General features: G+C 60.3%; 12 protein-coding genes. 6 read left to right on the top strand and 6 right to left on the bottom strand.

Annotated features, from left to right (window positions below):
- Positions 1 to 204 precede the first annotated feature (204 nt).
- From AB5Y72_RS03880 to AB5Y72_RS03870, 3 genes are all read left to right on the top strand, one after another.
- Positions 205 to 591: a VOC family protein gene (locus tag AB5Y72_RS03880; protein WP_325783011.1), complete on the top strand. Its 387-nt coding sequence runs from the start codon at positions 205 to 207 to the stop codon at positions 589 to 591.
- Between the two features lie 77 nt (positions 592 to 668).
- The gene (locus AB5Y72_RS03875) at positions 669 to 1,208 is read left to right on the top strand and encodes a hydrolase (protein WP_325783012.1); all 540 of its coding nucleotides are present in this window, start codon (positions 669 to 671) and stop codon (positions 1,206 to 1,208) included.
- 5 nt (positions 1,209 to 1,213) lie between these two features.
- Complete coding sequence (locus AB5Y72_RS03870) at positions 1,214 to 1,405, top strand: hypothetical protein (RefSeq protein ID WP_244462950.1); 192 nt, start codon at positions 1,214 to 1,216, stop codon at positions 1,403 to 1,405.
- Positions 1,406 to 1,423: 18 nt separating this feature from the next.
- Here the strand turns inward: AB5Y72_RS03870 and modF are convergent, their stop codons facing one another.
- Both modF and ppsA read right to left on the bottom strand, forming a co-directional pair.
- Complete coding sequence (gene modF, locus AB5Y72_RS03865; protein ID WP_368198616.1) at positions 1,424 to 2,878, bottom strand: molybdate ABC transporter ATP-binding protein ModF; 1,455 nt, start codon at positions 2,876 to 2,878, stop codon at positions 1,424 to 1,426.
- 120 nt (positions 2,879 to 2,998) lie between these two features.
- Positions 2,999 to 5,371, bottom strand: a complete 2,373-nt coding sequence (gene ppsA, locus AB5Y72_RS03860; protein WP_325783014.1) for a phosphoenolpyruvate synthase — start codon at positions 5,369 to 5,371, stop codon at positions 2,999 to 3,001.
- 307 nt (positions 5,372 to 5,678) lie between these two features.
- Here ppsA and AB5Y72_RS03855 point away from each other — a divergent pair, with 307 nt between their 5' ends.
- A complete protein-coding gene (locus AB5Y72_RS03855; protein ID WP_209792829.1) occupies positions 5,679 to 6,491 on the top strand; it encodes a pyruvate, water dikinase regulatory protein in 813 nt (270 codons plus the stop codon).
- 120 nt (positions 6,492 to 6,611) lie between these two features.
- On the opposite strand, the gene AB5Y72_RS03850 is transcribed toward AB5Y72_RS03855, so the two are convergent.
- Positions 6,612 to 6,905 (bottom strand): hypothetical protein, encoded by a 294-nt coding sequence (locus AB5Y72_RS03850; RefSeq protein WP_084202974.1) that lies wholly within the window; start codon positions 6,903 to 6,905, stop codon positions 6,612 to 6,614.
- 149 nt (positions 6,906 to 7,054) lie between these two features.
- On the opposite strand from AB5Y72_RS03850, the gene AB5Y72_RS03845 reads away from it, so the two are divergent.
- Both AB5Y72_RS03845 and AB5Y72_RS03840 read left to right on the top strand, forming a co-directional pair.
- Positions 7,055 to 7,237, top strand: a complete 183-nt coding sequence (locus AB5Y72_RS03845; protein ID WP_264818473.1) for a hypothetical protein — start codon at positions 7,055 to 7,057, stop codon at positions 7,235 to 7,237.
- A 25-nt stretch (positions 7,238 to 7,262) separates the two neighbouring features.
- Complete coding sequence (locus AB5Y72_RS03840; RefSeq protein ID WP_042078547.1) at positions 7,263 to 8,639, top strand: amino acid permease; 1,377 nt, start codon at positions 7,263 to 7,265, stop codon at positions 8,637 to 8,639.
- Between the two features lie 212 nt (positions 8,640 to 8,851).
- On the opposite strand, the gene AB5Y72_RS03835 is transcribed toward AB5Y72_RS03840, so the two are convergent.
- The 3 genes from AB5Y72_RS03835 to AB5Y72_RS03825 form a co-directional block, all read right to left on the bottom strand.
- Positions 8,852 to 9,550, bottom strand: coding sequence for an SIMPL domain-containing protein (locus tag AB5Y72_RS03835; RefSeq protein WP_042078562.1), 699 nt, complete (start codon positions 9,548 to 9,550; stop codon positions 8,852 to 8,854).
- A gap of 55 nt (positions 9,551 to 9,605) precedes the next feature.
- Entirely contained in the window at positions 9,606 to 10,163 is a 558-nt protein-coding gene (locus tag AB5Y72_RS03830; RefSeq protein WP_319890603.1) for a hypothetical protein, read from the bottom strand.
- A gap of 86 nt (positions 10,164 to 10,249) precedes the next feature.
- Positions 10,250 to 12,514 (bottom strand): type I secretion C-terminal target domain-containing protein (locus AB5Y72_RS03825; RefSeq protein ID WP_368198615.1); only part of this gene is annotated, 2,265 nt, incomplete at its 5' end.

Genomic DNA, 12,514 nt, shown 5'->3' with positions numbered 1-12,514 from the left:
TGCCCGAATGCTGGCTGAGCCAGGCCGGTGCCTGGATAGAAAATCTTCGACAGAACACACAGTTGCGGCTTTCTCTCATCCCGCAGAAGGCAGCATATGGCCTACAGTGGTCAGTCGGCACCCATCATTCGGGGGATACGGCTGGTGGCTCCGAAGGGCGACATTGCCCTCACCCCCTTCATCCAGACAACACAAGGAGTGGCAATGTTCGAGCATGTTGAAATCAAGGTGGTGCGTTTCGACGACTGCCAACGCTTCTACGCAACCGTGCTGGCGCCCCTCCTGATAGAACTCAAATGGGCAGGCAAAGACGCCGCAGGTTTCGGCCGACTTGGTCACGACAAGGTAGGCTTCCTGATTGAGTGGGGCGACCAGGGCGCCCCCTGCCATCTCGCCTTCGCGGCCAGCACCGCGGCGCAGGTGGATGCGTTCCATCGGGCTGGCGTCATGGCCGGCTTTGCCTGCAACGGGCAGCCGGGGCTGCGCCCCCACTATGCCCCCGATTACTACGCCGCCTTCCTGCGCGATCCGGACGGCAACAACATAGAGGCATTGACCTACCTTGCGCCCCCTGGCATGGCGAGCGCGTGAAGAGGCGCAGCTTGCCAGCAGAAGCCGGTATCTTTGACCTAGGGGCCAGGAAACCCGCCACAAACGAGGAGAAAATCATGCTTGAACGCCGCGACGCCGGCCTGCTGGTCGTGGATATCCAGGGCAAGCTCGCCCGCCTGGTGGAGGGGAGCGACTCGCTCATCGCCAACACGGCCAGGCTGGTGCAGGGCGCGAAGGCGCTGGGCCTGCCGGTGGTCTGGCTGGAGCAAAATCCCGAGAAACTCGGCGCCACCGTGCCCGAGTTGCGGCCGCTGCAGGCGGGGGATCCCGTGCTGACCAAGTTCAGCTTCGGTACACTGGGGGAGCCGGCCGTGGCCGACACTCTCGCGAGGACGGGAGTCAGCCACTGGCTGGTGTGCGGCATCGAGACCCATATCTGCGTCTACCAGAGCGTGCTGAGACTGCTGGCGGGCGGCGCCCGGGTCTCCCTGGTGGTGGATGCGGTGTCGTCCCGCAGTGCCGCCAACCGGGATCTCGCCATCGGCCAGCTGGCAGCCAGGGGGGCGGCCCTCACCTCCGTGGAGATGTGCCTCTTTGATCTGATGGGGGATTGCCGCCACCCGGCGTTTCGCCAGATCCTCTCCCTGGTGAAGTGACCACCATGATGGACAACATGGCGCCCCTGATGTTTGCCCTCATTGCCTTCGGGGTGGCGCTCACGGTAACCATGACGGGCATGGCGGCCACCCGCCACTATCTGGCCTGGCTCTGGCTGGGGATCATGCTCTTCTTCGGGCTGTGGTGGGTGCTGCTGGGCCTGCCTGCGCTCCTCGCCGAACCGACCCCTCTCTGATCATACCGCCCGGGCGGCTCAGTCCCCCAGGCGCTCCTGCAGATAGTCATAACCCCCCTCTTCCCTCGGCACGAAACTCAGTCGGTGGGTGAGGCCGGGGGGGGCATCCTCCGGATGGTGGGAAACGAACAGCAGCTGGGTACCCTCGCCGATGAGGCGCACCACCAACGCCCGCACCAGATGGCGGTTGAGGGGATCCAGCCCCTGCAGAGGTTCGTCCAGGATGAGCAGCGGCGGATGTTTGACCAGGGCCCGGGCGATCAGCACCAGCCGCTGCTGGCCGAAGGAGAGGCTGTGGAAGGGCTGAGCCCCCTGCTCCTTTAACCCCAGTAGGGCCAGCCACTCGTTGGCCATCGCCAGCTGACGATCCCCCGGGCGGGTATAAAGCCCGATGGAGTCGTAGAAGCCGGAGAGGATCACCGCCAGCACCGAACAGCTCACGCGATAGTCCAGATGCAGCGCCGGGCTCACGAGCCCGATATGGCGCTTGATCTCCCAGATGCTCTCGCCGCTGCCCCGCCGCCGCCCGAACAGATGGAGCTCATTGTTGTAACCCTGCGGGTTATCCCCGGTGATGAGGGAGAGCAGGGTCGACTTGCCGGACCCGTTCGGTCCCACCAGTTGCCAGTGCTCCCCCTCGGCAATGGTCCAGTCGAGCCCGTCGAGCACCACCTGGTCCCCGTAAGCGATACGCATGGCTTTCATGACCACCCGTGGGCCTGAAGGCAAGGGCACGGGAGTCGCGAGCGGAGGCGGCAAGCGGGGGGAGACGGCTTCGGCGCGCGCCAGCTGGGCCACCTCCCGGCTGCCGAGCACGACATCGCGCTCCCCCGCCAGCAGCAGGCGACACTCGCCGAGCAGGCCGAGGTGGGTGGCAAAGGGCGGGATCTCGTCGAAGCGGTTGACGATCACCACCAGACGCAGCCCTTCGCTCACCAGGTGTGCCAGCAGCGACATCAGGGAGGCTCTGGCCCCCTGATCCAGCCCATCGAAGGGCTCGTCCAGCACCAGCAGCTCGGGCCGTCCCAACAGGGCCCGGGCCAGCAGCAGCTTGCGCCCCTCCCCGCTCGAGAGGTAACGGTAGGGACGATCCCACAGGGACTCGATGCCGAAGCGCGCCAGCAGCGAGCGGGCCTGCACCTCCTCGCCCCCCTCCTCCAGCATCAGAGTCGACACCCGGTAGCCCACCTCCTCCTCTTCCCCCAGCATGTCGGTGTTGCGCCGCTGGAAATCGCGCTCGCCCAGTTGCTGTTGCGACTCGAACGAGAGTCGCTCGGCCCGGACCCGACCCGTTACCACCCCGGTACGCACCGCCAGCTCGCCGCACAGGGCCGACGCCAACGCCGTCTTGCCGCTGCCATTGCTGCCGACAAAGGCCCAGCACGCCTGAGGGGTGAGACAGAGTTCGGGAATAATCAGGGAGTGTTGGCCACGCAGGGCCAGGGTGGCGGATTGCCACTGCAATGAGGTCATGGGGTCGTCCTGTGAGTCGCGGGAAGCAGCCTTGCTCCCTCCCCTTGTAACAGAAAAAGGGGGGCGCAGACAAAAACGGCGCCATTGCGGCGCCGTATCGTTGAAGAGCGGGGGACGAGCTTAGCCGGCCTTGTGCTGCTCGGCCAGATAGAGCCAGGTGTCGACCACGGTATCGGGGTTGAGCGACACCGAGTCTATGCCCTGCTCGACCAGCCAGGCGGCGAAGTCCGGGTGATCGGATGGGCCCTGGCCGCAGATGCCCACATACTTGCCCGCCTTGCGCGCGGCCTGGATGGCCATGGCCAGCAGCGCCTTGACCGCCTCGTTGCGCTCATCGAATAGATGGGCGATGAGGCCGGAATCCCGATCAAGCCCGAGGGTGAGCTGGGTCATGTCGTTGGAGCCGATGGAGAAGCCATCGAAGTGCTCGAGGAACTGATCCGCCAGCAGGGCGTTGGAGGGCAGCTCGCACATCATGATGACCTTGAGGCCACGCTCGCCACGGCGCAGGCCGTTTTCCGCCAGGATCTCCACCACCTGCTCCGCCTCGCCGACGGTGCGCACGAAGGGGATCATCACCTCGACGTTGGTCAGCCCCATGACATCCCGCACCCGCTTCATCGCCTCGCACTCCAGGGCGAAGCAGGGGCGGAAGCTGTCGGCGATGTAACGGGAGGCGCCGCGGAAGCCGATCATCGGGTTCTCCTCGTGGGGCTCGTAGCCACGGCCGCCCACCAGGTTCGCGTACTCATTTGACTTGAAGTCCGACATCCGCACTATCACCCGCTCCGGCCAGAAGGCGGCGGCCAGGGTGGCGATCCCCTCGCTCAGCTTGGCCACGTAGTATTCACGGGGGCTGTCGTAACCGGCAATCATCTTGGTGATGGTGGCTTGCAGCTCGGGCGTCTGCTTGTCGAACTCCAGCAGCGCCTTGGGGTGCACCCCTATCATGCGGTTGATGATGAACTCGAGGCGCGCCAGCCCCACGCCGGCGTTCGGCAACTGGGCGAAATCGAAGGCCCGATCCGGGTTGCCGACGTTCATCATGATCTTGATGGGCAGGCGCGGCATGTTGCCCACCTCGGTCACCGCCACGTCGAAGTCGAGCTCGCCGTCATAGATGAAGCCGGTGTCCCCTTCCGCGCAGGAGACGGTGATGAGGCGGCCATCCTCGATATGGTCGGTGGCGTTGCCACAGCCGACCACGGCCGGGATGCCGAGCTCACGGGCGATGATGGCGGCGTGACAGGTGCGGCCGCCGCGGTTGGTGACGATGGCGGAGGCCCGCTTCATGATGGGCTCCCAATCCGGATCCGTCATGTCGGTGACCAGCACGTCGCCGGGCTGCACCTCGTCCATCTGGCTGATGGAGGAGATCACCCGCGCCGGACCTGCGCCAATCTTGTGGCCGATGGCGCGCCCCTCGATCAGCACCTTGCCGGATTGCTTGAGGGCGAAGCGCTCGAGGGTGTTCGCCTCCTGGCGACTGCGTACGGTTTCCGGACGGGCCTGGACGATATAGAGCTTGCCGTCCTGACCATCCTTGGCCCACTCGATGTCCATCGGGCGGCCGTAGTGCTGCTCTATGATGAGCGCCTGTTTCGCCAGCGCCATCACCTCTTCATCCGTGATGCAGAAGCGGTTGCGCTCGGCCTCGCTGGTGTCGACGATCTTCACCTGACGGCCATGACCGGCATCCCCGGAGTAGGTCATCTTGATGAGCTTGGAGCCCAGCGTCTTGCGCACCACGGCGGGGCGACCGCCCTTCAAGGTCGGCTTGTGCACATAGAATTCGTCCGGGTTGACGGCCCCCTGCACCACCATCTCCCCCAGGCCCTGAGCGCCGGTGATGAAGACCACGTCGTTGAAGCCGGATTCGGTGTCTAGGGTGAACATGACGCCGGAGGCGGCCAAGTCCGAGCGCACCATGCGCTGCACCCCGGCGGAGAGGGCGACGCCCTTGTGGTCATAGCCCTGATGCACCCGGTAGGAGATGGCGCGATCGTTGAAGAGGGAGGCAAACACATGCTTGATGGCGGTCATGACAGCATCTATGCCGCGCACGTTGAGGAAGGTCTCCTGCTGACCGGCGAAGGAGGCGTCCGGCATGTCCTCGGCAGTGGCGGAGGAGCGCACGGCAAAGGAGGCCTCGAGCCCGGCGCTCAGCTTGGTGTAGGCCTCGCGCACCGCCTGCTCCAGCGCGGGCTGGAACGGCGCCTCCACCACCCAGTCGCGGATCTGCTGGCCAGCCCGGTTGAGGGCGGCGATGTCGTCCACGTCCAGGCTGTCGAGCAGGTCGTGGATCTTGCCGTTGAGGCCGCTTAACTCCAGAAACTCGTTAAACGCAAAGGCGGTGGTCGCAAAGCCACCCGGCACGGACACGCCGGCACCGGAGAGGTTGCTGATCATCTCGCCAAGGGATGCATTCTTGCCGCCGACGCGCTCTACGTCCTGCATACCGAGCTGTTCGTACCAGAGTACGTACTGTTGCATTTGCATGTCTCCAGGTTGGGGGGCCAGGGTGACAACTCACCTGCTGTGCCAAGTCATGTGTTTTTGTTAGTGTCTGTTGCCAACGACCGTGAAAACGTTTTCTATTTATGGTCAAAAAAATCCCCGAGCAAGAGTTGGGGATGGTCGTTTGACACAGGCATTCTACAATAGCGACACAAAAAGGTAACGACTCAGGTTTGCAAGCGAGTTCACAACTTGGGCACGGCAGATCTGTTGACAAAAACGATATGGTTTCGAGAGATACTTGTTTCTCGTCATCCCCCGGAGCGCACCACAGGAGTCCGCAGTGCACACCGTATTCTATGTATCCGACGGCACCGCCATCACCGCCGAAGTCTTCGGTCACGCCGTGCTGAGCCAGTTTCCACTGGTCTTCGAGCAGGTCACCATTCCCTTCGTGGAAACCCTGGAGAAGGCGCGCCAGGTGCGGGCCCGCATCGACGAGCAGTTCCGCCAGACCGGGGTTCGCCCCATCCTGTTTCACACCATAGTCGACCCGCAAGTACGGGAAGAGGTGCTCAAGGCCCAGGCCAGCAGCCACGACTTTCTCAACACCTTCGTGAGCCCCCTCGAACAGGAGCTCGGGATCAAGGCCGAGCCCAGACTCCACCGCACCCACGGCATGGAGAACCGCAAGCTCTACGACGATCGCATCGAGGCGGTCAACTTCGCGCTGGCCAACGACGACGGCATCACCACCAAGGAGTATGACGAGGCGGACATCATCCTCATCGGTGTCTCCCGCTGCGGCAAGACACCGACCAGCCTCTACCTGGCGTTGCAATTCGGCATCCGCGCCGCCAACTACCCCTTCATCGAGCAGGACATGGGCTCCCTGGATCTGCCCGCCCCCCTCAAGGCCAACCGCCACAAGCTGTTCGGCCTCACCATAGCGCCACAGCGGCTGCACGAGATCCGCAACCAGCGCCGTGCCAACAGCCGCTACTCCTCGCTTGATCAGTGCAAGCAGGAGCTGGCCAGCGTCGAGCGGCTGTTCCGCCAGGAGGCGATCCGCTTCCTCGATACCAGCTCCCACTCGGTGGAGGAGATCAGCGCCAAGATCCTGGAAGCCACCGGGTTGCGCCGCCAACTCTGCTGACGATGCGAATCGCAGCAGCGAAAAACACCAGCACAATCACCACTGTCAAGATAAGTGAACGATTGAAACGGTAGAGATGTGAAGCCGATGACGCCAGCGGGGTGGCTGGCGTCATCCTGCTCAGGGATTGGGCGGGGAAACCGGCTTGTTGAGCTCCCTGTTGTTCATCAACATGCCATAAAAACCCGGCAAGCCGTGGCACCTGCGCACCCGCTCGCTCAGCCAGCAGGCGGGGAACAGGCCGAGGCCCGCAGCCAGGGCCAGCACCATGACGATATGGCTCACCAGATACTCCGCCCCCAGCCATCCCCAGACCACGAGGCAAACCATCGCCATCGTCAACAACATGGGGGAAAGCCAGACACCCAGCCACAGCACGGCAGTCAACAGACCACCGACAACACGCTCGATCATATGAGTCCCTTCTGGAGAAACCGGCAACAACCCATGTTTCTGGCAACTTGTCAAATACCAAAAATCCAACTGACCACAAAACAACCAATCACTTCCAGAACCCCTTTCCAGATCATAAAAAACCTGCATGACGCACAAAAAGCCAGCCGATGATGATGAAAACAGGTGCATGGGCGAGCGTTTATCACTATTCTGCTCGGGTTGGTAGCCGCCATAAAAAACAGCTGGCGGCGAGCCGTAACGATATAAATACGGATTTCGTCACGTTTTCGGCACAAGATGCTGCGCCTGGCACAGGAAGTGCCATGGCCGACGAGGCGGGAGACGAGTGAATTCAGCGACGTTAAGGAAGGAAGAATGGATCTTCAACAAAACGGCGAAGAGCTCAAGCGCGGCCTGAAAAACCGCCATATCCAGCTCATCGCACTGGGCGGTGCCATCGGCACCGGCCTGTTCCTCGGCATTGCCGACACCATCAAGATGGCGGGTCCCTCCGTCCTGCTCGGCTACGCCATCGGCGGCTTCATCGCCTTCCTCATCATGCGCCAGCTCGGTGAGATGGTGGTGGAAGAGCCGGTTGCCGGCTCCTTCAGCCACTTTGCCTACAAGTACTGGGGCGACTTCGCCGGCTTCGCCTCCGGCTGGAACTACTGGGTGCTCTATGTACTGGTGAGCATGGCGGAGCTGACGGCGGTCGGCATCTATGTCCAGTACTGGTGGCCCGAGATCCCGACCTGGATGTCGGCGGCCTTCTTCTTCGTGCTGATCAACGCCATCAACCTCTCCAACGTCAAGGCGTTTGGCGAGATGGAGTTCTGGTTCGCCATCATCAAGGTGGTCGCCATCCTCGGCATGATAGGCTTCGGCGGTTATCTGCTGTTCTCCGGCACCGGTGGCCCCGAGGCCACGGTCAGCAACCTCTGGGCACAGGGCGGTTTCTTCCCGAATGGCGTGGGTGGGCTGGTGATGGCCATGGCCTTCATCATGTTCTCCTTCGGCGGCCTGGAGCTGGTCGGCATCACGGCGGCGGAAGCGGACAATCCCGAGAAGAGCATCCCAAAAGCCACCAATCAGGTGATCTACCGCATCCTGATCTTCTATATCGGCGCCCTGACCGTACTGCTCTCCCTCTACCCCTGGGGTAAAGTCGTCGAAGGCGGCAGTCCGTTCGTGATGATCTTCCACGCCCTGGACAGCAACCTGGTGGCCAATGTGCTGAACCTGGTGGTGCTGACCGCTGCGCTGTCCGTGTACAACAGCTGTGTCTACTGCAACAGCCGCATGCTGTTTGGCCTGGCCAAGCAGGGCAACGGACCCAAGGCCCTGCTCAAGACCAACAAGAGCGGCGTACCCCTGACTGCCATCACCATCTCGGCCGCAGCCACCCTGCTGTGCGTGCTGATCAACTACCTGATCCCTGGCAAGGCCTTCGGTCTGCTGATGTCCCTGGTGGTCTCCGCCCTGGTCATCAACTGGGCCATGATCAGCCTGGCACACCTCAAGTTCCGCAAGGTCAAGGCCGCAGAAGGCGTCACCACCAAGTTCAAGGCACTGTGGAGCCCGTTTGGCAACTACCTCTGCCTCGCCTTCATGGCCGCCATCCTGGTGATCATGTACATGAACGACGGCACCCGCATCTCGGTCGAGCTGATCCCGGCCTGGGTCCTGGTGCTCGGCATCGGCTATCTGCTCAAGCAAAAGAGCCAGCGCAAGGTAGCCACCACCCTGGGCTAAGCATCACGCCCCTCCTATGCAAATGCCGGTCTTTGACCGGCATTTTTCTTTTTACCGGCCCCCATATGGCCTCCATCGCGGTGCAGCTCCTGCTTGCATCATCAACCCCCCGTTGCTGTCGTGCTCCGAGCAAAGCCATGCCTCTCCCCCCAAAACAACAAACCCGAGGCCTGGCCTCGGGCTTGAAAGCACACGATATGGGGGTCGACGGCTTATTCCAGCAGGAAGACGGCTTCCACGTTGTCCGTGATGCTGATCTGCTGTTGCTGGTAGCTGCTTTCCATCATGTCGGCAGCAGGGGCGGCGGCCTTCATGGCCCGGCTGTAGACAGGCACCGGCGAGCTGTTGCGATACTCGACGCTGTAGACTTTGCCAAGCTTCATGCCAAACGCCTTGGCCAGAGACTCCGCCTTGCTGGTGGCATCGGTCACGGCACCGAGACGGGCCTGCTCCTTGATGGTCTGCGGCGACTTGAGACCGTATTCAATCTGGGAGACGGACTCCAGCCCCGCCTTGAGGGCGGTATCCATCAGCTGACTCAGCTTGTCCAATTGATAGAGTTTGACGGAGAGCTGGCGCTGGGCACGATAACCCACCATCTCGGGCTGCTTGTTCTGGGGATACTGATACTCGGGGGAGATCACCAGGTTGCCGGCCTCCACATCGCTGCGCTTGATGCCGAGTCCCTCCAGCTGGCCAAAGAAGGCGGCGACCTTGGTATCCACCTTCTGCTTGGCCTTGATGCCCTGTTTCTCCAGTGCAGTCACCGCCACATTAAGGGTCAGCATGTCGGGCTCGACCTTCTGCTCGGCATAACCACTGACCACCAGATGGGGAGCCTGGGGTACCTCGATGGCAAGCAGCGGGGCACTGGCAACCAGTGCGGACAGGGTAAGAAGGGGACGCCACATAGAAAAAACCTCCAAGGATTAGATGGAGGTCATTATGCACATCGTCGATTGGGATTCATATATCGTGCGAGGGGGGGATCTGATCCAGCACCTGATTGGTCATGTCGATGTTGATGCTGATCTCGCCGCCAAAGAGGTGGTCATGACTTGCGATCACGGACGCAGGAGCGTCGGCCCCGAGCAGCGGCTCATCGTCGAAATGAAATGAGTCCCACGACAGAACATGACCTTGCGATGGCATGCCCGGCTCTGAAGCCGGCACCACGGCAAGGGCACTCCAGTCGAGCTCTTCCCCATGGCTGAGCAGTCCCTGCAAGGAGGTATCGCTCAGACTCTGCAATGAATACTCCTGCTGCCCCCACTCATGGCCAACCAGGACCACCATGTGAGGCAAGGGAGCATCTTCTGTCGGTGTGAAACTGATGCTGGAGGCGGCGAAGTCCACATTGAGCAGACCCGCCAGATCGCCATCCTCGCTTTCCAGCTCCAGACCATTGAGCTTGTCACCCGTCATCGTGGCCTGATAGCCGAAACGACCGGAGCAGACGATGCTGTCCTGCCCATCCCAGCTATAGCGAATGCCATCGATGTCGACCCAATTGAATGACTGCATGGTGACGCTCTCCTGATACTGCCGCTATCTTAGCCGCCCTCTCCATCAAATAATAGGGACCGGGCAAGCCCGGCCCCTGGGTTTGATTAAGGATCGACCTTGAGATTGCCCTGGTCCAACAAGTCCTGAATGATCTGCAGGTCAGTCCGTGTCGAATTGGCCGTCAGATCCACGTTGTCAAAGAAGATGGTATGGGTCGTGGTCCCCCCAGCCGAACCATCCAGATCGATCGTCAGGGTCGATTTATTCGCTCCCGGACCGGAGGCAAAGTTCAGATACTGATCCAGAGAGGTTGCGTTGGCATGCTCGCCACTCAGCAACTCACTCAGGTCCAAAACATCCCCATTAGATCCTGTAGTGAAATCTTTGATGATGTCCGGCCCCCCTGATTCTCCTGATTGCCATTTGAAGGTATCCCTCCCGGAACCACCAGTCAGGGTGTCATTACCAAAACCGCCTATCAACACATCATTACCATCACCACCATTCAAAATGTCACTACCAAAGCTGCCATCCAAAATATCGTTACCCGCTAGAGCATTGATAGTGTTACTACCAGCATCCCCGGCAAGCGAATCATTGGCTATCGAACCATCGATAGGGTTACTCCCATCGACAGTGACGGCGATTACTTGGCTTGTGGTGTCACCATCACCATCAGTCGCTTTGATCCCAAACTCCATATTCAACGTGCCAGTATTTGTAACGGTCGACAAATTTACCAACTGGAACTTTCCACCACCGCCACTTTCAACATCAAGTAATTCGATGTAATCAATGTACTTGCCGCTGCCCAGAGTCATCGTCAGATCAGTTCCAGCCAAAGTAGCCACAGTGCCATTACCAGCCTCGAAGGTGTTATCCTCGTAATGAATGACATAAGCTACTTTTTCTGTCTGCGCAAAACCGACTAATTGGATAGTCGCATAATTAACAGCAGGACCATCAAATGCACTAGGCAAAATCGCACCATCGAAACTCGAGTAGTTGTTGAAATCCATGCGTAAGATTTCACTCGAATTGAAGTTGTTATTATCAACCCCCCAACCTGCCGTACTACCGTTTACCGAGGCTTGGTCGACATGAGCTGCATTCAAGACTCCTTGCGCTTGCCAATTATTGAAGTCAGCTGACGTCCAGGAGTTATTGGTCATCCACCCTTGTAGCACGGCAAGCTGTAATGTACCCCCTGTGTTAGTGAGGAGCTGACCTTGGGCAGGCCCAGAACCAAAGGAGCTAGATCCACCGATCCCAACAGTTTCAGGCGCATCCAGTTGTTTTAACAATGTGAATGTATAAGTGCCATTTGTATTCAGTTGCAACCTGAAAGCTTGTTCTCCATTTTCAACTGTATCGTTGTTATTAGCATCCACATACCCGGTCAGTACATTCCCCGTCTGGACGTATTCAACTGTACGGCCCCCAGATGTCACATTGGGGAATGGAGTGTCAAAACTGTAAGATCCAAAACCATCTGCGCCAAACGATATAGCCAAATCTCCCGTGGCAGAGGTATTAACGCTATTGGCGACATAACCGTGATGGGCTGAGCCTGTAGTAATTGGCGTATCATCATCGAGGCTGACCGTGAAGCTGGTAGTCCCTTCGCTGTTGTCCACATCCTTGACACTGACCGCTACCGTGAAGCCAACATTATCCTCAAACGATGTCTCCACCACGTCGCTGGTTGACAGGTCATCATGACCCGGGTGTGTCACCGGCTGGAACAACGTCATGTCATAGTCTGCACCACCGCTGCCAATGTTCTTCAGCACAATGGTGAACACCACATCCGCCAAGCTGGTGCCATAACCAGTCAGGGTGTGGGTATTCGCATTCCAACTCGTCTGGACTGTCGTACCGTCCAGCTTGGTCAACCCCGTGTTCGCGACCGACAGCGTGATGCCCTGCAGGGCATCTGCACCCAGGGTATAGGAGATATGCCCTGTAGTTACCGGCACATCGTCGCCCGCACCACCGGCATTGCCTGTGTTACCCCCCACAATATCGTCTTCATCGACCAATTCATTGGTGGCCGAGACATTGCTGACCCCCGTATCGGTCACACCGAACGTCACCGTCCGGGTAATCGCATCACCATCCTTGTCAGTCACTGTGTACAAGAAGGTCTCGGTCACCGCAGCGCCACTGGTCACATTACCCGGTGAGGTGTAAATCAGATTGCCCGAGCCATCGATGGCCAGCGTGCCACCCGTCGCGCCCTGGTTGGTGAACACGATGTCCTGGAGGGTGCCCTGCAAGCCATCCTCACCCGCACTGATACCGAGCACCGTGGTGGCAGACCCGATGTTGTGCGCGCCACTGCCCTCGGCAAAGTTAGCGCCGGTGTA

This window comes from Aeromonas sp. R7-4 (genome assembly GCF_040908055.1).
Classification (GTDB): domain Bacteria; phylum Pseudomonadota; class Gammaproteobacteria; order Enterobacterales; family Aeromonadaceae; genus Aeromonas; species Aeromonas sanarellii.
This window is presented reverse-complemented; position numbering and strand designations above follow the sequence as displayed.

Bases quoted from the DNA above. Each gene is read 5' to 3' on its own strand.
- AB5Y72_RS03880 (WP_325783011.1), top strand. From the start codon at position 205: ATGTTCGAGCATGTTGAAATCAAGGTGGTGCGTTTCGACGACTGCCAA.
- AB5Y72_RS03875 (WP_325783012.1), top strand. From the start codon at position 669: ATGCTTGAACGCCGCGACGCCGGCCTGCTGGTCGTGGATATCCAGGGC.
- AB5Y72_RS03870 (WP_244462950.1), top strand. From the start codon at position 1,214: ATGATGGACAACATGGCGCCCCTGATGTTTGCCCTCATTGCCTTCGGG.
- modF (WP_368198616.1), bottom strand. From the start codon at position 2,878: ATGACCTCATTGCAGTGGCAATCCGCCACCCTGGCCCTGCGTGGCCAA.
- ppsA (WP_325783014.1), bottom strand. From the start codon at position 5,371: ATGCAACAGTACGTACTCTGGTACGAACAGCTCGGTATGCAGGACGTA.
- AB5Y72_RS03850 (WP_084202974.1), bottom strand. From the start codon at position 6,905: ATGATCGAGCGTGTTGTCGGTGGTCTGTTGACTGCCGTGCTGTGGCTG.
- AB5Y72_RS03845 (WP_264818473.1), top strand. From the start codon at position 7,055: ATGATGATGAAAACAGGTGCATGGGCGAGCGTTTATCACTATTCTGCT.
- AB5Y72_RS03840 (WP_042078547.1), top strand. From the start codon at position 7,263: ATGGATCTTCAACAAAACGGCGAAGAGCTCAAGCGCGGCCTGAAAAAC.
- AB5Y72_RS03835 (WP_042078562.1), bottom strand. From the start codon at position 9,550: ATGTGGCGTCCCCTTCTTACCCTGTCCGCACTGGTTGCCAGTGCCCCG.
- AB5Y72_RS03830 (WP_319890603.1), bottom strand. From the start codon at position 10,163: ATGCAGTCATTCAATTGGGTCGACATCGATGGCATTCGCTATAGCTGG.